At 39.3% G+C, this 22,054-nt stretch carries 17 protein-coding genes and 1 riboswitch; of the genes, 10 read left to right on the forward strand and 7 right to left on the reverse strand.

The window, feature by feature from the left end:
- Window positions 1–2 precede the first annotated feature (2 nt).
- The 5 genes from rbsA (at window position 3) to PVK63_RS03720 (ending at window position 5,699) form a co-directional block, all read left to right on the forward strand.
- Window positions 3–1,517, forward strand: a complete 1,515-nt coding sequence (rbsA, locus tag PVK63_RS03700; protein WP_130087267.1) for a ribose ABC transporter ATP-binding protein RbsA — start codon at window positions 3–5, stop codon at window positions 1,515–1,517.
- Window positions 1,514–2,500, forward strand: a complete 987-nt coding sequence (rbsC, locus tag PVK63_RS03705; protein ID WP_130047551.1) for a ribose ABC transporter permease — start codon at window positions 1,514–1,516, stop codon at window positions 2,498–2,500. Before rbsA ends, rbsC begins: the two co-directional genes overlap by 4 nt.
- 136 nt (window positions 2,501–2,636) lie before the next feature.
- Window positions 2,637–3,515, forward strand: a complete 879-nt coding sequence (gene rbsB / locus PVK63_RS03710) for a ribose ABC transporter substrate-binding protein RbsB (protein WP_130047552.1) — start codon at window positions 2,637–2,639, stop codon at window positions 3,513–3,515.
- Between the two features lie 183 nt (window positions 3,516–3,698).
- A complete protein-coding gene (rbsK, locus tag PVK63_RS03715) occupies window positions 3,699–4,616 on the forward strand; it encodes a ribokinase (RefSeq protein WP_130087269.1) in 918 nt (305 codons plus the stop codon).
- A gap of 75 nt (window positions 4,617–4,691) precedes the next feature.
- Window positions 4,692–5,699 carry a substrate-binding domain-containing protein gene (locus PVK63_RS03720; protein WP_130047554.1) on the forward strand — a complete coding sequence of 336 codons (1,008 nt, stop codon included), beginning with the start codon at window positions 4,692–4,694 and terminating at the stop codon, window positions 5,697–5,699.
- A gap of 57 nt (window positions 5,700–5,756) precedes the next feature.
- Here PVK63_RS03720 and PVK63_RS03725 read toward each other — a convergent pair whose 3' ends face one another.
- Window positions 5,757–6,611, reverse strand: a complete 855-nt coding sequence (locus PVK63_RS03725) for a DNA ligase (RefSeq protein ID WP_130044615.1) — start codon at window positions 6,609–6,611, stop codon at window positions 5,757–5,759.
- 367 nt (window positions 6,612–6,978) lie between these two features.
- On the opposite strand from PVK63_RS03725, the gene PVK63_RS03730 reads away from it, so the two are divergent.
- Window positions 6,979–9,639, forward strand: a complete 2,661-nt coding sequence (locus PVK63_RS03730; protein ID WP_130087271.1) for an ExeM/NucH family extracellular endonuclease — start codon at window positions 6,979–6,981, stop codon at window positions 9,637–9,639.
- A gap of 111 nt (window positions 9,640–9,750) precedes the next feature.
- Here the strand turns inward: PVK63_RS03730 and PVK63_RS03735 are convergent, their stop codons facing one another.
- From PVK63_RS03735 to PVK63_RS03745, 3 genes are all read right to left on the reverse strand, one after another.
- Entirely contained in the window at window positions 9,751–11,220 is a 1,470-nt protein-coding gene (locus PVK63_RS03735; protein WP_130087273.1) for an MATE family efflux transporter, read from the reverse strand.
- 93 nt (window positions 11,221–11,313) lie between these two features.
- Window positions 11,314–12,060 carry a hypothetical protein gene (locus PVK63_RS03740; protein ID WP_130044618.1) on the reverse strand — a complete coding sequence of 249 codons (747 nt, stop codon included), beginning with the start codon at window positions 12,058–12,060 and terminating at the stop codon, window positions 11,314–11,316.
- 79 nt (window positions 12,061–12,139) lie between these two features.
- Window positions 12,140–12,298 (reverse strand): hypothetical protein, encoded by a 159-nt coding sequence (locus PVK63_RS03745; protein WP_130044619.1) that lies wholly within the window; start codon window positions 12,296–12,298, stop codon window positions 12,140–12,142.
- A 301-nt stretch (window positions 12,299–12,599) separates the two neighbouring features.
- Window positions 12,600–12,705: riboswitch (glycine riboswitch) on the forward strand.
- A 97-nt stretch (window positions 12,706–12,802) separates the two neighbouring features.
- Here PVK63_RS03745 and PVK63_RS03750 point away from each other — a divergent pair.
- Both PVK63_RS03750 and PVK63_RS03755 read left to right on the forward strand, forming a co-directional pair.
- The gene (locus PVK63_RS03750) at window positions 12,803–14,185 is read left to right on the forward strand and encodes an alanine/glycine:cation symporter family protein (protein ID WP_130044620.1); all 1,383 of its coding nucleotides are present in this window, start codon (window positions 12,803–12,805) and stop codon (window positions 14,183–14,185) included.
- A 376-nt stretch (window positions 14,186–14,561) separates the two neighbouring features.
- Window positions 14,562–16,247 carry a mechanosensitive ion channel family protein gene (locus PVK63_RS03755; RefSeq protein ID WP_130087275.1) on the forward strand — a complete coding sequence of 562 codons (1,686 nt, stop codon included), beginning with the start codon at window positions 14,562–14,564 and terminating at the stop codon, window positions 16,245–16,247.
- A gap of 66 nt (window positions 16,248–16,313) precedes the next feature.
- Here PVK63_RS03755 and PVK63_RS03760 read toward each other — a convergent pair whose 3' ends face one another.
- A complete protein-coding gene (locus PVK63_RS03760; protein WP_130087277.1) occupies window positions 16,314–16,943 on the reverse strand; it encodes a LysE family translocator in 630 nt (209 codons plus the stop codon).
- Between the two features lie 235 nt (window positions 16,944–17,178).
- Here PVK63_RS03760 and PVK63_RS03765 point away from each other — a divergent pair, with 235 nt between their 5' ends.
- Complete coding sequence (locus PVK63_RS03765) at window positions 17,179–17,310, forward strand: hypothetical protein (RefSeq protein WP_130044623.1); 132 nt, start codon at window positions 17,179–17,181, stop codon at window positions 17,308–17,310.
- A gap of 154 nt (window positions 17,311–17,464) precedes the next feature.
- A complete protein-coding gene (locus PVK63_RS03770; RefSeq protein WP_130087278.1) occupies window positions 17,465–18,946 on the forward strand; it encodes a carboxypeptidase M32 in 1,482 nt (493 codons plus the stop codon).
- Window positions 18,947–19,016: 70 nt separating this feature from the next.
- On the opposite strand, the gene PVK63_RS03775 is transcribed toward PVK63_RS03770, so the two are convergent.
- Complete coding sequence (locus PVK63_RS03775) at window positions 19,017–19,319, reverse strand: hypothetical protein (RefSeq protein WP_130087280.1); 303 nt, start codon at window positions 19,317–19,319, stop codon at window positions 19,017–19,019.
- The gene (locus PVK63_RS03780) at window positions 19,316–21,778 is read right to left on the reverse strand and encodes a hypothetical protein (RefSeq protein ID WP_274439850.1); all 2,463 of its coding nucleotides are present in this window, start codon (window positions 21,776–21,778) and stop codon (window positions 19,316–19,318) included. Before PVK63_RS03780 ends, PVK63_RS03775 begins: the two co-directional genes overlap by 4 nt.
- Between the last annotated feature and the right edge of the window lie 276 nt (window positions 21,779–22,054).

A 22,054-nucleotide genomic window follows, 5' to 3' on the forward strand; every position in this document is an offset into this window, starting at 1 on the left:
TTATGACTCAAGCTATCTTAGAATTAAACGGCATTGAGAAAGCCTTTCCAGGCGTGAAAGCTCTGGATGGTGCTTGTCTTAATGTCTATCCCGGCAAAGTCATGGCCCTGATGGGTGAAAATGGCGCGGGTAAATCAACCTTGATGAAGTCACTAACGGGCATCTACGCAATGGATGCTGGCGAAATCCGCTATGAAGGCAAAGCGGTTAACTTTAATGGACCTAAACACTCTCAAGAATCAGGTATCAGTATTATTCACCAAGAGCTGAACCTTATTCCTGAACTGACCATTGCTGAAAACATCTTCTTAGGCCGTGAGAAAACCAATGCATTTGGTGGCATCAAATGGGCTGAAATGTACAGTGATGCAGATGCTCTACTGAAACGTTTGAATGTAAAACACCACTCTCGTCAGCTATTAGGTGAACTGAGTTTAGGTGAGCAACAAATGGTTGAGATTGCCAAAGCACTGTCGTTCAAATCTAAAGTTATCATCATGGACGAGCCAACAGATGCGTTAACAGATACTGAAACTGAATCTCTGTTTAAAGTGATCAATGAGCTTCGTGATGAAGGTTGTGGCATTGTTTATATCTCACACCGCCTAAAAGAGATCTTCGAGATCTGTGATGACATTACTATCCTTCGTGATGGAAAATTCATTGGCGAACGTGTAGTTGCAGATATCGATGAAGACACACTAATTGAAATGATGGTAGGCCGTCGTCTTGATGAGCAATACCCTCGTATTGATGTTCAACACAATGAAAAATCATTAGAGCTGTTCGATGTTTCTGGCCCTGGTGTTCACAATGTTAGCTTCTCATTAGATCGCGGCGAGATCCTTGGCGTATCAGGCTTAATGGGTGCAGGTCGTACTGAATTAATGAAAATTATCTACGGTGCAGCACCAATGACGTGTGGCGCGATTAAACTGAACAACAAGATGATTAACCCAATCTCTCCTCGTGATGGTTTGGCAAACGGCATTGCTTATATCTCTGAAGATCGTAAAGGTGATGGCCTAGTACTTGGTTTATCCGTTAAAGAGAACATGTCTTTATGCTCGTTAGATCAGTTATCAAAAGGTGTCCAGATTGATCATTACGCGGAAGTCACAGCAGTAGAAGATTTCATTCGCTTATTCAATATTAAAACCCCTACTCGCGACCAAATTATCGGTAACTTGTCTGGCGGTAATCAACAAAAAGTGGCGATTGCTAAAGGCCTTATGACTCGTCCTAAAGTATTGATTTTAGATGAGCCAACACGTGGCGTTGATGTTGGTGCGAAAAAAGAGATCTACCAATTAATTAACCAATTTAAAGCCGAAGGCATGAGCATTATTTTAGTCTCATCTGAAATGCCTGAAGTATTAGGAATGAGCGACCGTATCTTAGTTATGCATGAAGGCCGTATCAGTGGCGAATTCATGGCAAAAGATGCCGACCAAGAAAAATTATTGGCTTGTGCAGTAGGTAAAACTGTTGAGCAAAACATCGAGGTAATAGCATGAGCACTAAATCAATGACTTCATCTGAAACGCAACAAAAGAAAGGCGGCATGTTTTCTAAAGAATGGCTGATTGAGCAAAAATCGTTAATCGCGCTATTACTTTTGATTGTCGTGGTTTCCTTTTTAAACGACAACTTTTTCACTGTCGACAATATCTTAAACATCCTGCGCCAAACCTCAGTTAACGCGATTATCGCGGTAGGTATGACGTTGGTTATCTTAACTGCGGGTATCGACTTAAGCGTTGGTTCTGTATTAGCCCTTTGTGGTGCCTTTGCTGCAACCATGATTGGCCTTGAAATTCCAGTAATGATTGCGGTTCCAACGGCGCTACTTGCTGGTGCTGCTCTAGGTGCAATCAGCGGTATTATTATCGCAAAAGGTAAAGTTCAAGCATTCATTGCAACGCTAGTAACCATGACGTTATTACGTGGTGTGACAATGGTTTACACAGAAGGTCGCCCTATTTCAACTGGCTTTACCGATGTTGCAGACAGCTTTGCATGGTTCGGTACAGGTTACGCACTTGGCATCCCTGTTCCAATTTGGCTAATGGTTATCGTGTTTGCATCTGTATGGTACTTACTAAACCACACACGCTTTGGTCGCTACGTTTATGCTCTAGGTGGTAACGAATCAGCAACTCGCTTATCTGGTATCAATGTGGATCGCGTAAAGATCGGTGTTTACGCAATCTGTGGTCTACTTGCTGCACTGGCTGGCTTAATCGTAACGTCTCGTCTTTCTTCAGCTCAACCAACAGCAGGTATGGGTTATGAGCTAGATGCTATCGCAGCGGTTGTACTTGGTGGTACAAGCCTCGCTGGTGGTAAAGGTCGCATCATGGGTACGCTAATTGGTGCTCTGATTATCGGCTTCTTAAACAACGCACTGAACTTATTAGATGTTTCTTCTTACTACCAAATGATTGCCAAAGCGGTAGTTATCCTACTGGCAGTATTAGTGGACAACAAGAGCAAGTAATACGCACTAAATTATATAAGAACGTAATACAAAAATTTCACCCCTATACATTCGTTTGCTGTTTAAAACAAAAATAGGCACAACCAGACGTACCCTGTTTGAATTGTGCCGCCCTACACTCTACAAGGAATATAGAATGAAAAAGTTAGCAACCCTAATCTCGGCAGCCCTACTTTCTACCTCTTTCGCATCGACAGCTGCGGCTCAAGATACAATGGCAATGGTCGTGTCTACATTGAACAACCCATTTTTCGTGACCATGAAAGAAGGTGCTGAAGCAAAAGCAAAAGACCTAGGCTACAAACTGATTGTTCTGGATTCTCAAAATGATCCAAGTAAAGAGCTTTCAAACATTGAAGATCTTACAGTTCGTGGTGTAAAAGCAATTCTAATTAACCCAACAGATTCTGATGCGGTATCAAATGCGATTCGTATGGCTAACCGCTCTGGCATCCCTGTATTAACGCTTGACCGTGGTGCAAGCCGTGGTGACGTAGTAAGCCATATTGCCTCAGATAACGTTGCTGGTGGTGAGATGGCAGGTAAATTCATCATGGAAAAAGTGGGCGAAAAAGCACGCGTTATCCAACTTGAAGGTATCGCTGGAACATCGGCAGCACGTGAGCGTGGTGAAGGCTTCATGAAAACGGTTGATAATGGCGATCTGACCCTACTTGGTAGCCAACCTGCTGACTTTGACCGTACTAAAGGTCTTAACGTAATGGAAAACATGATTGCAGCAAACCCTGATGTTCAAGCAGTATTTGCTCAAAATGATGAAATGGCGTTAGGTGCTCTACGTGCTGTTCAAGCATCAGGTAAAGACGTATTAATCGTTGGTTTTGATGGCACAGAAGACGGTATTGCAGCGGTTAACCGTGGCCTACTTGGTGCAACGATTGCACAACAACCAGACCTAATTGGTGCACTTGGTGTAGAAACAGCGGTTAAAGTTCTTAAAGGCGAAACTGTTGAAAAATTCATCCCAGTTGACCTAAAAGTTATTACTAAGTAATCAACTCATAAAGTAATAAAACGGGAGCATTGATACGCTCACAACTACATTGTATCGATGCTCCACTCTTCTTAGAAGAGCAAAAATAGATATAAAACGTATCGTTAAATGAAGTAAAGAAAAAACATTTACCCATAGGTTTTAAGACCACATTCCGGTCACAGATAAGAAACAAGGCACATTATGAATAAATTAGTTGTTTTAGGTAGCGTAAACGCAGACCACGTTCTTCAAGTTGCTTCTTTCCCTCGCCCTGGTGAGACGTTACACGGTCACAGCTATTCTGTTATTCCTGGAGGTAAAGGCGCAAACCAAGCCGTTGCTGCTGCTCGTTTAGGTGCTGATATCGCATTTATCGCAAGCGTAGGTGACGACAGCTTTGGTCACCAAATGATTGAAGCATTTAAAATCGATGGCATTAATACCCAAGCCGTAATGATAGAAGAAAACACCCCAACAGGCATTGCAATGATCCAAGTGGCTGCAACGGGTGAAAACAGCATCTGTATCTCCGCCGAAGCAAACGCACGACTAACAGCAGAGCGTATTGCCCCTCATCACGGATTAATTGAAGCGGCTGATACCCTATTAATGCAGCTTGAAACCCCTATTGAAACCATCGAAAAAGCGGCACAAGTTGCCAAAGCCGCAGGTACTAAAGTGGTATTAAACCCAGCCCCTGCGCATCAATTAAGTGATGACTTATTGCAACTTGTTGATATGATTACTCCAAATGAGACAGAAGCTGAATTACTAACAGGCATTGAAGTAACCGATATGGCAAGTGCTCAACTGGCTGCTGACGCCCTTCATGCAAAGGGTATTGAAACGGTAATGATCACCCTTGGCAGTAAAGGAGTATGGATCAGCCAAAATGGTTCTGGTCGCCAAGTTGAAGGCTTTAGAGTTCAAGCAACTGACACAACAGGTGCCGGTGATACTTTTAATGGCGCGTTTTTAACAGGATTACAGTCTGGCCGTAAATTGGACGATGCAATCAAATTTGCTCATGCTGCGGCGGCAATCTCAGTAACTCGAATGGGTGCTCAAACCTCTATTCCTTCTATTACAGAAGTAGAACGTTTTTTACTAGAGCATTAATACCGATTTTGATGTCTTTATGAGCAAAATACCTTTGTGATTTGCTCATAAAGACATAAATAAAGGATTGAATTTATGGCAACAATCAAAGATGTAGCCAAACATGCAAGTGTCTCAACCTCTACAGTAAGTCATGTTTTAAATAAAACACGCTTTGTTAGTGAAGACATTTCTGAACGAGTAATGACCGCAGTCACAGAGCTAAATTATGCCCCCTCTGCACTCGCTCGTAGCTTAAAAGTCAATCATACAAAAACCTTTGGCATGTTAGTTACGACTTCTACCAACCCCTTCTTTGGTGAAGTCGTAAAAGGCGTTGAGCGTCGTTGTTATGAAATGGGCTATAACCTGATTCTATGTAATACCGAAGGCGATGCTAAGCGCGTTCACTCAAGCCTAGATACCCTATTACAAAAGCGTGTTGATGGCTTATTGCTAATGTGCACCGAAATTGAAAATCAAGTACTTGAATTATTCTCTCGATACCAAGCTGTACCAACAGTGGTAATGGATTGGGGCTTGATTGATTTTCCTAGTGATAAAATTCAAGACAACTCGCACCACGGTGGCTATCTAGCAACAAAGCATTTAATTGAACAAGGACATACTGAGATTGGTTGTTTAACGGGTCCTCTTAATAAGCTACAAGCACAACAACGTTTAAGTGGTTTTGTGCAAGCGATGGAGGAATCAGGAGTAGCGATCAATAAAGAATGGATTGCCTCTGGTGACTTTGAATGTGAAGGTGGAGAGGCCGCTTTTAATGAGCTTCATAGTCGAGGGAAGTTACCTAGCGCACTCTTTGTGTGTAATGACATGATGGCAATGGGTGTGATTAATTGCGCTAATAAAAAAGGTATTTCTGTGCCTAATGATCTTTCTATTGTGGGCTATGATGATATTAAAATGGCTAAATACATTACGCCATCATTAACTACTATCCATCAGCCAAAACATCGATTAGGGCAGCAAGCCGTTGATTCATTATTGGAAAAAATCCAAACCAAATCAGAAACTAATCATGTAATACAGCTTGAGCCTACTTTAGTCGTGCGTGATAGCGTCAAGCCAATAATCGCTTAATCATTTTTCAACAATCCCCCTCAAAGATAGAGTGCATCTAAAATAAGCACTCTATCGTTAATACCCTTCCCGCACCGCAAGATATCGTGCAAATTTAGGTATCCCGTTGTCTGTATAGCCATTATATCGGTAAGTAATTTGCTGCCCCAATTTAGGCGGTTCTTCTCTTAACGCTTGCGTTAACCCACTGCCGATCTTAAATTCTTTTCCATCTGGCATTTTCAATATCAATGCCCCAACCATACCCCGATACTTTCCTTTTCCTGCAGTATAGCCAATAACAATTGCTTCTGCATCCTGATGTTTTTTCAGTTTAATCAAATCATCATGTCGTCCTGGGCGGTATACAGCATCAACTCTTCTCAACATTACCCCTTCCCCTTTTCGTGCTGAAATATCTTCTAATACATCAAACAGCATTTCTTCAGAGCTTATCGGATGTTGATCTACTAATTTTAAATGTGGAATATCAAGCGCTTTAATCATGGTTGATAATTCATAGTACCGTTTTGGAAACATCCCCGCAGAGCTAGGTAAGTCAAACATCATAAATCGAATGTCTCTCCAAGACGCTTCGTCAGGCTCTGAATCAAGTACCGTTCTCGCTACCTTTTGAAAACCACCACGACCTGCCCATAACTCCCCATCAATAGGATGATCAGGCAAAGGATCGGTAAACCAATCTGGCGCGTGCAATTTGTGTCCTTTTCGAGTTAACAGCTCAGAACCAGACCAGTAGGCCCTTATGCCATCGAGTTTTTCACTCAACCAGTAGGCATCAATATCAACTGAACTCTCGTAATTCATCGCCAGTGAAATCGCAATTGTGGCTGTGTTTGGCTCATCTAAAGCAATAACAGGTTGAGAAAGTACTCCCAAAGCAACAAGTGTTGAGAGTTGGACCTTTTTCATTTAATGATCTCCTATATATAAATAATACTGTTCATTGATGAACCATCATTGCATATTATTTATACAGAAAAAGACCTACTCCATAGTTATCCCTTTCTCTACGATCCATATCTACATTCAATGTAATCTTACTTTAAGTAATGCATATTTGTTTGCATCCACTCAACAGGACCTGTTTGTATATACACTATTACTATTTTTGTTATTAAATTGACTTCTGCCAAATTAATAGCGTAACGACACTGCTTAGTCTCACATTATTCATGTAAAAGTAATGTTTATAACATATCAATATGAGAGCTTTAAATTATAGATAAAACAAATAAGAAACATCAATTCATATAACATGACTACGGAAAGCAGTGAAATGAAAAGACCTCAATTAAAAACCTCTATCGCTATGGCTGTTGGCTTAGCCCTCTCTAGTAATGCATACGCAGAAATTATAATTTCTCAATATGTTGAAGGCGGAAGTTACAATAAATCATTAGAAATTAGTAATACTGGTGACAACGCTATATCACTCTCTGGTTACGTTCTTAAATCCAAATACAATGGGTTAAACGAATGGAAAAATGATCTCGATTTATCCTCAATTACCTTAGATGCAAAAAGCGTTTACGTTATTTCAAACAGTAGATCATCTGACTCAATCCTAACCGTAACAAACAGTACTGAAAGCATTGTAAATCACAATGGCGACGAAACTTATATGCTGTTTAAAGATGGCGTAGAGCATGATCGAATTGGTATTGATGGCGATGTAGATTGGGGCAAAGATAAGAGTTTTGTGCGAGCAGATTTAACACCTAGCACAACGTTTGATGCTGCTATGTGGCTTGAAAAACCAAAAGACAATATTGAAGGCCTTGGTGAATATCAAGAAGGCGTAACGCCACCTCCTCCATTTGCTTGTGAAACTGAATCAGGCTCCTCTCCAACCTTTACTGAAATAAACCAAATTCAAGGAACAGGCAATAAATCGCCTCTAGTGACCAGTGGGTTTATTTCTGAAGAAGAGTACTTCGTTCAAGGTATTGTGACTGCGCGTGGTGAAAGCTTGCTAAAAGGCTTTTATTTACAGGGTTTGAATGATGACTTTGATCCCAACAGCTCAGAAGGTATCTTCGTAAGCACAGGCAGTGCACCATCACAAGAGATCCAACCAGGGGCAATTGTGTGCGTAAAAGCCAAGGTTCAAGAATACTATAACCAAACACAACTAAAGTCTGATACCAATAACTACGTAGTTCAAAGGACTGAATCTCCAGCTAAGGTCAATAAACTTGTTATTAATGAAGGCGAAACATTAGCAGACGCATTAGAGCGCCATGAAGGAATGAAGGTACAACTCACTTCTCATTCAGACCTGCGTATTACACGAAACTTTAGCTTTGATTATGGCAGCAAGCGTAACAACATGGTGTTATCTCATGGTGAACCGTTATTCAAACCAACACAGTTATTTGCTGCAGAAAGCTCTGAAGCCATTGCATTAGCAGAAGAAAATGCAAAACGCCAAATTACTATTGAATCTGATAACAAAGCCGCGAACGGAAAAGTACCTTACTTCCCCGATTTTGGTACTGATATCGACCAAGACGGTAGTGCGGATTCCTATCTACGCTTAGGTGCACGTATTGAAGGCCTAGAAGGTGTTGTTGCTTACTCTTACGGTCAATACCGTTTAGTTACTTCAAACACAATCACTCAAGACAATATCATTACTCAAGCACTTAATGATGATGGTTCAACCCTATTTAACGTTGAGAGAACAGACGAACCAAGTATTGATGATGAAGATTTAACCATCACAAGCTTTAACGTATTAAACTACTTCACCTCAGTAGCGACTGGCGGTGATGCAAACCCTACAGGACAAAACCGTGGTGCCGTTAATGCGGATGATTTTGCTGTTCAACAAGCAAAAATCTTATCGGCACTCGTTGCTATTGATGCCGATATTATTGGTTTAATGGAAGTTGAAAATAATGGCTTTGGTGAAAACAGTGCGATTAATGATCTAACCACTGCATTAAATGCACAATTTGAAGATGAAGAAGATCACTACAAATACGTTGAGATTAAAAACAAAGACAAGTACCAAGGCGAATACTTAGGCTCAGATGCCATTATGGTTGCCCTGCTTTACCGTCCAAGTGAAGTGACACTCAAAGGCAAAGCGCGTGTTATCAAAACACCAGAACAACACATTGCCGAAAACACCATTACTCGAGACAACAATGGCGCCATTGAATTTAACCCTGCTTATGACAAATACCAACGTCATAGCCTAGTGCAAGAATTCATGGTTAAAGAAGCTAAAGAGCCATTAACCGTCGTGGTTAATCATCTAAAATCAAAAGGCTCAGAATGTATCGAGCAATGGCAGAATTTTGAAGAAGACAACGACCCAGCCGACCTACAAGGTAACTGTAACCGCTTTAGAGTATCCGCAGCGAAAGCCATTGGTGATGATCTTGAAACCGTTAAAGGCGATATTCTAATCCTAGGTGATATGAACGCCTATGGCATGGAAGATCCCCTACTAACACTAACCGATTACAGCCAAGAGAAATACAACCGAGATATCTTTACCGCAGCTTACACCACACTCGGTACTGATAAAGAAGGTAACCCACTCCCTTATGAAGAAACGGGCAGCCAAATAACCCAAGGTTATGGTTATATCAACCTAAACACACACCTACATGGCACAGAGACCTTCTCTTACACCTACTCTGGTGAATTAGGTAATCTTGACCACGCCTTAGCCAATGAATCACTGGTTGAACGTATTACTGAAATTGAAGATTGGCACATTAATGCAGCAGAAAGTAATTTATTTGAATACAGTCCGAAATACACGGGGGACATGGCGAAATACAATGACATGTATTCAGCATCCGATCATGATCCTATCGTTATTTCACTCGAGTATGAAAAAGCAGCATCATTTAACTTTTTTGCGCTGGCTTCATTGTTTGGGTTTGGTTTCTTACGCAGAAAACTCTCTAAACAAAAATAGTACCAAGACTTAAAATAACAAAGGGTGGCGACTGTATTTTATTTATACAACGGCACCCTTTTTATTAGAGTTAACTTTTATAATATCAATGTAACTAATTAGATGGTCTATTTATCCCGACAGAGAGGGATTATCTAACTTTTCCTTATTCTCAACACCACTTTGCATAATCACTGCATCATTATTACAAAATGGTGTCATGGTTACCGTAATATCCCCTAAAGTATCCTCAGACGAAACGGCTTTGCAATGCTCTTTAACCATATAAGAAACATGAATTTTTAATACCAAAATACTGATAATACCAAACACAATATTACCTAGAGCTTGTCCATAAAGAACACCAATACCGCCATACCACTGCGCCCCAAAATACACGAACGGTAAGGTACCAATAGTGGCTTTACTTAAATTCAGTGCCGTTGAATACAATGGCTTGCCTAAATTATTAAAAGACGTATTCGCAACAAACATGGCACCATTAAAAATAAAAGTAATAGCAACCACGGTACAGAATGTCGTCATAATAAGAGCAGCATCGTCCACCAAGCTAAACCAAGCAATAATTTGATCTTGAAGTAGGTACAAAATCAAAGAAACGAAGACACAATAAACCGATGAAAATAATAATGAATTTCTTAACGTCTCTTTTACTCTATCGACTCGTTTAGCACCGTAATTTTGTCCAATAATAGGTCCAACAGCACCTGACATAGCAAAAATCACAGCGAACGTTACAGGGATTAATCGGCCAATAACGGCGAAACCAGCCACAAAATCCTCACCAAATGGTGCAAGTGTCGAGGTCACTATCGCATTTCCAATTGGCGTTGCGGTATTGGTAATAATTGCCGGGATCGCAATAGTAAATATGGCTGGCGTATGATGTTTGATGTCTTTCCATTGAGGTAGTGTGACCAATTTATGAGTCACGATTAATGGATAGAGTGAGAAAATTAAAACCGTCAAACGTGAAATAACAGAAGCAATCGCAGCCCCTTCCACATTCATGTTAAAACCAAAGATAAAGATAGGATCAAGTACCGCATTCACAAGACCGCCATAAAGCGTTGCAAGCATAGAACGTTTCGCATCACCAACGGCTCTTAAGCCTGCCCCAGCAGCCATTGCTATCGCGATAATAGGCGTACTTGGTAATAAAATAGAAAGGTACGCTTGTGCTCTCTCTGCCACTACTCCTTTTGCCCCTATCATTGCAAGCAACTCAGGAATAAAGCAGAACATGATGATGGTAACAATACTATTTACAATAAAAGCGATAACTAAAGTACTTGAAGCCAGCTGTTTTGCTCTATCATTTTCTTTTGCTCCTAATGCCTTAGAAACAAGAGCTCCCATTGCAATGGATGAGCCAATAGAAACAGAAGTAGAAAAGAAAATAATTGTCCCAGCAAACCCAATTGCCGCCGCTAACTCAACCTGCCCCAGCATACTAATGAAAAACATATCGAGTAAATCAACAACAAACAATGCCATTAATCCGATAGAAGCCGTTCCCGACATCACCAATATATGACGCATTGTAGAGCCCTGAACAAATTTCGCCGATTGATCACTCACTCATCTTCTCCAATTACTGAAATAATTCTCAATACAATTTAAGCCTATAAAAAAACCACACCAATGTGTGGTTTCTTTATTCGAGAAAAGTACTTACATTCCTAAATCTTCGCTAATACGATCGATCTCTTTAATGTCCATCTGTAATAATTGAAGTTCATCATTATATTGTGCAATCTGTTTTTTTGCTTCTTCTTGACGCTTACATACGTCCGATTTCACATCCCAACTTTTGCCTTCCAAATACACAGCACAATCTTTAGCAAGTTGCTTCTCATTAGCCCCTGTCACTTCAATTTTTACTTCTAGATCACCCGCTTCTTCTTTTAACTGTAGCTGACGCTGAAATAACTGCTTTGCACGAGAAAGCATCGTAAGCTGCAAATCAACTTGATTGCTCAACGTCGTGATTTGCTTATCTTGCTCTTCTACCTGCATTTCAAGTGATGCTTTTTGAGACGTTAATGCCCCTACACTTTTACTTAGTGACGAGCGCTTATCTGCTTCGGTTGTAAGTAATTGCGTTTTTTCAACATCATGCTCTTTTTGCTGCGCTTCTAACGCTTGTTCCTTCTCTTTTGAGATCAGGATATCAAGCTCTGCACTTTTCTCATTTGCTTGCTTTAATTCAGTTTGATATTGCTTGGCTTTCGCTTCTAGCTGAGTATAAGCCGCAGACCATTTATTATCAGACAGACTCGAACCAATGAGACCACCCGTAATCGCACCAATGATTAAGGTAACCCCAGCAACCCAATGACTTGTTTTTGATTTTTCTTCAATAATGATAACGTCTTCGTCATGATCGTCAGTCGTTCTGGTTTGATTTTCTACACTCACGCATTAACCTCAAGCATTCATATATAAACAATAGATAGTATAGATGCATTCTCTACACATTTTATAAGTAACAAACAGTTTATCGGATCAGTTCTGAAATCATTATGTATGCCACATAAATAGCAACACCAATCACTGACGTATAAACCACCGATTTTTGAATTTTTTCATTTGCTCTGTATTTGAATAACAGTGCCGAAAGAGCAAACAATAAAATAATGACAGCAACTCGTAACATAGTACACCTCGCTTTTCTTATACTTTAGCACATTTTTACACTCTAAATACTTGAGTTATCGTTGTTATTTTGAACAAAGAAACCGTTTTCGATCAATTTTTATCTATTTTGTAAATAAAATGCATGACAAAAAAATGTGACTTGTCTAACATACTCAACTTAGCTACTACGTAGCTTACAATTTGTTGATCCGATGAAGACTGCAGGAGAGCGGCAACGCCATTTTTGGCAACGCCCACCGAAGAAGTAAATCTTTCAGGTGCCTAGTTCATTTTTTATGAATAAGGTGAGGACTGTAGTTGGAGGAATCTCTGGAGAGAGCCGTTAAATCGGCCGCCGAAGGAGCAAGCCCTTATCTGAAAAATGATAACGGTGAAACTCTCAGGCAAAAGGACAGAGGAGAAAGTGATCCGATTAATCTCGGCTCTATACTATTGCCTATTTTTTTAGTTTTAGTACACCACTCTCTCTTCTCCTTTCTATATGTTTTATTAAGGGGAAACCATGAACACTTTTCACAACACGCTTGTTACTATCGATAACTTCATTTGGGGTCCACCTCTATTGATCTTATTAGTGGGTACAGGTATCTACTTTACGTTCCGACTTCGTATTTTCCAACTTCGTCACTTACCGACTGCACTAAAAATGGTCTTCTCAAAAGAAGAGAATCAAAGTACAGGTAAAGGTGATGTATCTAGTTTCGCTGCATTATGCACCGCCCTATCTGCCACTATTGGTACGGGTAATATTGTTGGTGTTGCCACCGCAATAAAAATGGGGGGACCTGGTGCTCTATTTTGGATGTGGCTTGCAGCCGTATTTGGAATGGCTACAAAGTACGCAGAGTGTTTATTAGCGGTAAAATTCAGAAAAACAGACAGCAATGGCCAGATGATCGGCGGCCCTATGTACTACATAGAGTACGGTATGGGTAATAAGTGGCTCGCTAAATTGTTTGCCCTATTTGCTTTAGGCGTTGCCTGTTTTGGGATTGGTACTTTCCCACAAATTAACGCGATTGTAGATTCAGCTCACCTCACAATGAACGCGCCTGCATGGTTAACCGGCGGCATCCTTACTGTCCTTGTTGCCGTTGTAACGCTTGGTGGTATTCAATCTATTGCGAAAGTAGCAGAGAAAGTCGTTCCAACCATGGCGGTTATTTATGTTGTGTCATGTGCATCGGTATTATTATTCCAAGCTGAAGCACTGCCTGCTGCCTTTCAATTAGTCATTTCATCCGCCTTTACAGGTACAGCAGCAACGGGTGGCTTTATTGGTGCGTCTATCATGCTTGCTATTCAGTCGGGTGTAGCGCGTGGCGTATTCTCAAACGAATCAGGTCTTGGTAGTGCTCCTATCGCTGCCGCTGCCGCAAAAACGGATTCTTGTGTAAAACAAGGTCTTGTTTCAATGACAGGTACCTTCTTTGATACCGTGATCATTTGTACTATGACAGGGTTAACCTTAGTCGTTACTGGTGTTTGGCAAGGGGATTCTGCTGGTGCACTAATGACAACTCAAGCATTTGCTATTGGTCTAGGCTCTGAACAACTAGGCCCTTACCTTGTATCGATTGGATTAATGTTTTTTGCCTTTACCACCATTTTAGGTTGGAACTATTATGGGGAGCGTTGTGTAACCTATTTATTTGGTACTAAAGGTGTTCTTCCATATAAAATTATCTTTATTGCTTTAGTGGCTTCCGGTGCTTATATGCACCTAGATACCATTTGGGTGATTGCAGATATTGTTAATGGTTTGATGGCGATCCCAAATTTAATCGGTTTAATTGCCTTACGCCACATAATTATAGAAGAAACGCAACTTTTCTTTAATAAACAAGGCAGTAATAAAGAATCAAACGTTTTTAACAACGTATAAAATCGGTTAAAAGCAACGATAATTAGCAAAGCAGAAACAAACTGCAACATTTGCTTCACGAGCAAGCAGGATAAATACTACATAAATTGCTATACTCACCTTGTATTTAAATCGAGGTGATATATGGAAATATTAACTCTTATATTTGGCTCAGTCTTATTAGTGATGATAATTGGTTTTTTTCTTTCCTTTTGTAAAGCACTTATCACTGAGTTCAAAGAGCTTGATTAATAATCTGTTCAGTATGCTCTAGCAAAAGCAGCTTTCACGGCTGCTTTTTCATTTTTGTGACATTCTCTAATAAAGTTCTTCTGCCACTTTCCTATATATTTCATTACAATAGATTTCATACCACTTCAACAGCAGTAGAGGCACTATGCGCTATCTTATTGGATTCTTTTTACTTTTCAGCACAATTACTTTTGCAAATGAAGCTCAAGATCTAGCTGATTTAGATAAAATAAACAATGAAGTCGCTCGACTAAAACAAGAAGCAGCCTCATTTAAAGGAAGTGATCTTGCTGTTATCCGTGTTCAGCAACTTGGTAAAAATAACCAACTAAGAGCCGTTTTAGCTGACTTAATTAAGCGTCATGATGAAACAACCACACCTCTACTGGTTGCTGAAGTAAAAAATCAAGTCGCTTATGCCAATCGTTCTATCGCTTATCTTGATAAAAGCATTAAAGAAAAACAAGAAAAGCTAGATAAAGCAACGATTGAACAAAAACTTGCACTACAAAACACCTTAAAAGAATCAAAAGACTATTATTACTTCGCTTTAAACGATCAACTTGAAAACTATCAATGGCTCGCACAACTTGGCAGTCCTGAAGATAACAAATTGGCTGAATTTACGCTGTTCATCGATCAAAAAATCAAATTCCTTTCAGCCTCTTTAAGCTTTGATACCAGTCGAGAACAATTGCTTTCAGATCAACTTCAACGATCTTCTGATTCAGAAAAAACCGCTCTCACCCTAGAACATCTAATTTTTCAACGAAAAGTGACAAACTCAACTTATGGTCTAAGAAAACTCATCGCTATTGCTGATCAGTTAAACATCAATACCACCGATTATAAGCGCCAGTTGTTTTTTACTACCGGAAACTTAACGGAAGACATTCTCAACGTTCCTGTTATCGCCGCTATCTTAAGTAATTGGATTTCATCAGGTACTGATTGGCTTCTAAAGCACGCTCCAGATCAGCTATTAAAGTTTTTGGTCTTTGTATTAATATTACTTGCAACTCGTATGGTTGCTCGACTCACTAGACGGGTCGTTCTAAAAGCCGTTGTACAACCACACTTACGAATGAGCAAATTAATGCAAGACTTTTTTGTCTCCATGTCGAGTAAGCTCATTTACTTTATTGGTATTTTAATTGCGTTCTCAAAAGTTGGTTTAGATCTCGCGCCCGTTCTTACTGGCTTTGGTGTTGCCGGTATTATTATTGGTTTTGCATTGCAAGACACCCTATCCAACTTTGCGTCAGGCATGATGTTGCTCATCTACCGTCCATTCGATGTCGGGGATTTTGTTGAGGCTGGCGGTGTATCTGGCAAGGTAAGCTCCATGAGCCTTGTTAACACCACGATCAAAACTTTCGATAACCAAATCATTATCTTACCCAACAGTAAGATTTGGGGCGACGTAATTAAGAACGTCACACATGAACGATTGCGCCGTGTCGATATGGTATTTGGCATTGGTTATGACGACAGCATCGAACACGCAGAGAAAATTCTTGCTGAAATAGTAGATGCCCACCCTGCCGCATTAAAAAAACCAGAGCCGAACATTCGTGTTCATACACTTGGGGCTTCATCCGTCGATTTTATTGTACGCCCATGGGTGAAAACCGATGATTATTGGGATGTGTATTGGGATATTACCCGCGAGGTAAAACTGCGTTTTGATAAAGAAGGAATTTCGATCCCTTTTGCACAGCAAGATATACACGTACACTTTGCCAAGAAAGATAAAAAACCAAACGAAGAAAATACAATAGCTGAAGAGATTGGTAGCGTGATAGATTCTGCTCGTTCAAAAGAGAGTTAGCAAAAAAAGAATGCTATTCATGACATCAACAACATCCATGTATAGCATTCTTATTTAATCCGAGTTTTATTTTGAAACCAATAAGTTTGCACCTAATAAAACTAATACGGCTCCAGTCACTCTTTCTATGCGTTTCGTTACCTTCTCGCTAGACATTAACTCTTTCGCCTTTTCAACCAGTAGCGCAATTCCACCCTGCCAAAACATAGCAATAATAAAGTGAATACTCGCCATCAGTAACGATTGAGCAAACGCACTGTATTCAGGGTTAATAAATTGTGGCAATAAAGCCAAATAAAAAACCGCTGTTTTTGGATTTAATATATTGGATAAAAAACCCTCTTTAAATGAAAGCATTAAAGGCTGACCCTCTCGGTTTATCACATTATTAACGTTCTGCGATTGATACGGGTTAAATGTACTTCTTATTGATTGTATTCCTAAATAAATCAAGTAAATAGCACCTATGGTTTTTACCGCAGTAAACAATTCAGCAGAACTTACAAGTAATACGGATAAACCAACCGCAGACATAGTGGCATGCACAAACAAACCACAACAGATACCAAAACTACACGTTATTCCATCTTTCCAACCACCACGAGTAGTGTTACGAATAACCAGTGCAGTATCTAACCCGGGAGTCATTGTTAGTAACAATATAGCAATAAAGAATGCCCAAAAATCCGTTATCATGCTTATATCCATATTTGATTGAGATTATTGTTAATATAACGATTAAACACGAATTTACTATCATTAATTGTTGCATTTATAAATTTGAGTAATAACTCTATACATTCCCTGCATTCAATAAACTTAATAGGGATATATAAATTAGGCCATATAGAGATCTATTTGACCTTAATTCGAAAGTTATTTGGTACGAAGCCCGATAAAGTACACGCATTAATTCAGGGGGAGATGAGAAATGAATCACGTAAAATTTGAATATCGAGTAATGGGGTTTGGTAACTGGATTTCAGCAACCGTTTCTCGCGATATTGCCGAGAAATTGGCTGAAGAATACATATCTTACGGTTGGCCAGTAAAAATCAGTTAACCTATTGTCGCTGTTTGTGATAATTGATACCTCGCTAAATGCGGGGTATTTTTTTATCTGTTTAATGTCATTGATTACTATAAATATTTTACCTTGCGATAAACATAGAGTTACAATCATTAAAAGTCAGAATAATTAAAATGAAGGAATATCTATGAGCCATTACCAAAAACTCGTTCAACACCATTTAAAAATCTCTCGTTTTGAGCATCTTTCCGCTATTTGTGGTTGGGATCAAGCTGCCGTAATGCCATCGGGTGGTAACGAAGCTCGCTCAGAAGCCATGGCTGAGCTGTCTGTTCATTTGCATCAACTTGGTAATGCCCCGCAGCTAGCAGAATGGTTTGATAAAGCAGAATCCGAATCTTTATCTACTAATGAACAAGCAAGCCTTCGTGAAATGAAATCACAATGGCAACAAACCACGGCTCTGCCTGAAAGCTTAGTAGAAGCGCAATCTCTTGCAGGCTCTAAGTGTGAGCATGCATGGCGCTCACAACGTAGCGAAAATGACTGGGAAGGTTTCAGCAAAAACTTTGCAGCAGTGGTTGCCCTATCTCAAGAAGAAGCACAAATTCGCGCAGAGATCACAGGCCTAACCCCTTACGATGCCATGCTTGATCTATACGAACCAGGAACCACCACTGAAAAACTGGATGTAGTATTTAACGACGTAAAATCATGGCTACCAACGCTCATTCAAAACATTCAAGAGAAACAAGCAACAGAAGCAATCTATTTACCTGAGGGCAATTACCCAACAGAGCAACAACGCCAACTGAGTTTGGATGTGATGAAGTTTTTGAACTTCGATTTTAATCACGGTCGTCTTGATGTGAGCATGCACCCTTTCTGTGGCGGCGTACCGACAGATGTTCGTATCACTACGCGTTATGATGAAAACGATTTTGTGCAATCATTAATGGGAACCGTGCACGAAACAGGTCACGCACGTTACGAGCAAGGATTACCAAAAGCGTTTGCAGGTCTGCCAGTAGGACAAGCTCGCTCAATGGGTATTCATGAATCCCAAAGCCTGTTTTTTGAGATGCAACTAGGCCGCAGTGCTGAATTTATCTCTCAGCTCTCGCCATTAGTACAAAAGAACTTTATAAACGCAGATCAGAAGATCTTTGAGACAGATAACCTGCAAAAGATCTACACACGCGTAAACCCTGATTTTATCCGTGTAGATGCCGATGAAGCGACATACCCTGCCCACGTTATTTTACGTTATGAAATCGAGCGTGATTTAATGAACGGTAAAATTAGCTATAAAGATATCCCTGAACTGTGGGATGCAAAAATGCAGCAGTACCTAGGTTTAACCACCAAAGGCAATTACAAAAACGGTTGTATGCAAGACATTCACTGGACAGACGGCAGCTTTGGTTACTTCCCAAGTTACACATTAGGCGCAATGTACGCAGCACAGTTTATGGCAGCAATGAAGCAAACCGTAGATGTAGAGAAAGCCACACTAAGCGGTGATTTAAGCCCTATTTTCACTTGGTTATCAGATAATATCTGGAGCAAGGCGTCACTATTCTCAACCGATGATTTAGTGAAGCAAGCAACAGGTGATGTGCTAAATGCGAGTTTCTTTAAAGCACATCTAGAGAAGCGTTATCTATAATAAATGTAGTTAAAGCAGTATGGATAAACAAACCATACTGCTCTTTAAAATTGAGCTCTCATGTTATCTATTACCCCAGCATTCTATTAAAAATAAACGCTACAACAGCCATAGTCGCAATACCAATATTAATCATTAAGGATTTCTTTTCATGCTTGATGATTAGCTTTCGCTCTTCAGCCATTTCATTACGAATATCAGTCGCCACTTTATTGATACGTTGATCGACTAGATCTAATAACCCTGCCAGCTTTTCTTCATCAATGCCGAGGTCAATACTTTTAGATGATTCCACCACTTCTTTTGCCGTTTTGGCCGATTCACCAAAACGTTCTAGCGCACTTTCAAACTGTTTTTCTATGTTTTCAATCATGTCATTACCTGTTCAGCCTGCTGAGAAAACCTAGCAACAGAGTTCGATAGTTTATCTCCACGATAAGGATCATATTTCAATATTGATTCATAATCAGTTACGACAAATCGACCAACGGGATTCAATATGCTAATAGTACCTCCAGCGACAACACCTAACACGGCACCTAGGCCACCAGTACCAATCATAACTACAATACCTATTCCCGCTCCTAGACCAAGTGCATTATTACCCACATTTGCTTGTAGTTGCGTTGCATCAATCTTTCCTCGTTGATATTGAAATAAATCCCAACCAGTTTCAATAACAAACACAGCAGCCATACCCGCTCCTTTACCGAGCGCTTTAGCTCCAACTGCACCCATCGCTTTTTGAGCCGCATATTTCTTTGCGTAAGCTGTGACTAATGTAACTAGAGCGGCTCTAACCGCTGATTTAGTTGCACCTAAGACAGCTTGTTTCGCCACTCGCTTAGCAGCTACTTTCAATGGCACTTTTTCTTGATAACAACTAATTGCTTCAATAAAAGCAGAAACAACGCCACCAATTAAAGCGGCATTAATCGCAGAATTAACGACATTCTTACCAACATCTTTTAGTTCATCATCAATCCGCTTCAAAATAATTGACTGAGCTTCATCAGATAGTCCACTTGGTGAACACTTTGCTATCTCTATTGTTTCTTCTACAGTAAAAGCTTCACCACTGATCCCGTAGGCATTTAATGTATCGGAGTAGTTTTCTCTAAACGCTTCGACTTGTCTCTCTGACCATGAAGATTTATTACCCAATGTAGAAAAAATATCCTTTTCACTATGACTTCCAAGAAACCCTGTCCCTTGATATTTACTAAGGCTATTTATATTTTCTGCTGCGCTGTTATTACACTTTGCTTGCCAATGATCGTCTTGTAATGAAATAAACGCATTTTTATCTTCAAAACTATTTAATGAATCAAAGTAAGCCTTATCTTTCTCAGATAAAACAATAATATCAATAACTTGATGATTCTTTAAACCTAAATCATCCGTGGTATAAGCTCTTACATCAGAGCCCATTGATCTTGCATTTTTATTAAAGAATATTACGTTTAATCGTTCAAATATATCGCCTTTATATCTCTCGGCATCAACGCCACCTTTAGCTCTATTTCCACAGAGCTCTCCAGCAATTTGTTTTCTTAATGTTTCTACAGACTCTTGATAGAACTTTATTTCCTCAACCGCTTTGTCTGCTATTTTTTCTCCACTATCTACTCCAATAATTGCAGCTGCTACATCCACATAGCGTTTATTTGGGTTTTTACTGCAATCTTGCCATGTCGACTCAACTTGATGCATTTGCTCTGTCGTAAATAAGTTTTTTTTACACGCTTCCTGCAGTTTATTCCTACGAACGAAAGTTGAATCCCATTCGTAAGTAACATGGTTGAAATAAGGTAAGATTCTTTCAATCAAAAGATCTGTCTCTTCAACCTTAAGATCTTTCTCTAAAATAGCATCAACGCCATGTATATCTATATTTGAGTATTGATAAGATCTTTCAATAATTGGTACAACGTGACTCAGTAAAATATCTGCAGAGTCAAAGGTACTTGTGCCTAACGTTTTAATCCCTTTTAATATTTGCTCTCTTTTTTTTATCTGATTATGTCTCTTTGAATCGATAAGAAAATCACTTATTTTTTCCTTATTCTTCCAACCAAGTTGAATTGCACTCTGAAAACGGATGTTGTCATATAATGCAAATTTCCCTAATGTATTATCAAGCGTTGAATTACCATATAAACAAATTTCATTCGAAAGATGGGCAGCAAAAAATTTAAGACTCACTTTGCCTACAGGAATTTCCTTCATGTATGATGAATAAGAATTTTTATGCATTAAACAACTGAATACTACATTTAATTCAGCTTCAGTAAGCCCTAGCAGAGCTTTTTTTAACGTGTAATCAATCGCTGGTAAATCAATGTTTAATGCTTCTTGCAACGAGTTTATGTTTTGGGAAATCTCTGTAATATTGTCATTACTTATCCCCTTTTTCTCCATTTCTGATAAATATGCCGAAACTTCTCTATTCTCTGAAAATTGCTTTTTTAATTTGTTTAGCTCATTAAGAAATGCTTTATCTTGTATAAGATTTAAAATATAGGCTTTGATTGCTAATAACTCACCAATATCACTTACCTCTGATACTAATATTCTTACTTCTTTTGATATATCAAGGTTGTTCGTTTGGTAGGCTTTGTTCAATAGTTCTTTTCTAAGCTTATCAAACTCATTATTAAGATTTAGCTCTTTTTTATTATCTTTAATGAAACGATTAATATCATCATAAGCAAAATATAACTCTTGCTCAGTATTCACTTTTTCAAGACGATTTCTTGCATAAGAAGATAATACGACACAGTTATGAGCATATACATTTCGTAAGATAATTGTTTTATTTAAACCTGACATATCGTATTTCTTCACCTACATTTTTTAATCAGTTTAGTAGCCTGGTTATAACCCTACACCACCGTCTTATCACCGTGTCTTACTAACAAGTGATATCATCTTGTTCTGTTATAGTTAATTCAGCTTTATACTTTTCTTAACTCACACACCGTACATCATACTAATATTACACAAAGTATACAACACATCGCTCCTTGTCAGGATAATCTATAATACTCTTAAACAAATTTTGAAGCGTTATTCAAGATAAGAGTTACTTTGAATAGCTCTCTCCTC

The sequence above is a fragment of the Aliivibrio sp. S2TY2 genome, assembly GCF_028765525.1.
Taxonomy (GTDB): Bacteria; Pseudomonadota; Gammaproteobacteria; order Enterobacterales; family Vibrionaceae; genus Aliivibrio; species Aliivibrio finisterrensis_A.

Coding starts and splice junctions, on each gene's coding strand:
- rbsC (WP_130047551.1), top strand. CDS start 1,514: ATGAGCACTAAATCAATGACTTCATCTGAAACGCAACAAAAGAAAGGC.
- PVK63_RS03755 (WP_130087275.1), top strand. CDS start 14,562: ATGCGCTATCTTATTGGATTCTTTTTACTTTTCAGCACAATTACTTTT.
- PVK63_RS03745 (WP_130044619.1), bottom strand. CDS start 12,298: ATGTTACGAGTTGCTGTCATTATTTTATTGTTTGCTCTTTCGGCACTG.
- rbsB (WP_130047552.1), top strand. CDS start 2,637: ATGAAAAAGTTAGCAACCCTAATCTCGGCAGCCCTACTTTCTACCTCT.
- PVK63_RS03730 (WP_130087271.1), top strand. CDS start 6,979: ATGAAAAGACCTCAATTAAAAACCTCTATCGCTATGGCTGTTGGCTTA.
- rbsK (WP_130087269.1), top strand. CDS start 3,699: ATGAATAAATTAGTTGTTTTAGGTAGCGTAAACGCAGACCACGTTCTT.
- PVK63_RS03765 (WP_130044623.1), top strand. CDS start 17,179: ATGAATCACGTAAAATTTGAATATCGAGTAATGGGGTTTGGTAACTGG.
- rbsA (WP_130087267.1), top strand. CDS start 3: ATGACTCAAGCTATCTTAGAATTAAACGGCATTGAGAAAGCCTTTCCA.
- PVK63_RS03760 (WP_130087277.1), bottom strand. CDS start 16,943: ATGATAACGGATTTTTGGGCATTCTTTATTGCTATATTGTTACTAACA.
- PVK63_RS03725 (WP_130044615.1), bottom strand. CDS start 6,611: ATGAAAAAGGTCCAACTCTCAACACTTGTTGCTTTGGGAGTACTTTCT.
- PVK63_RS03775 (WP_130087280.1), bottom strand. CDS start 19,319: ATGATTGAAAACATAGAAAAACAGTTTGAAAGTGCGCTAGAACGTTTT.
- PVK63_RS03770 (WP_130087278.1), top strand. CDS start 17,465: ATGAGCCATTACCAAAAACTCGTTCAACACCATTTAAAAATCTCTCGT.
- PVK63_RS03750 (WP_130044620.1), top strand. CDS start 12,803: ATGAACACTTTTCACAACACGCTTGTTACTATCGATAACTTCATTTGG.
- PVK63_RS03720 (WP_130047554.1), top strand. CDS start 4,692: ATGGCAACAATCAAAGATGTAGCCAAACATGCAAGTGTCTCAACCTCT.
- PVK63_RS03780 (WP_274439850.1), bottom strand. CDS start 21,778: ATGTCAGGTTTAAATAAAACAATTATCTTACGAAATGTATATGCTCAT.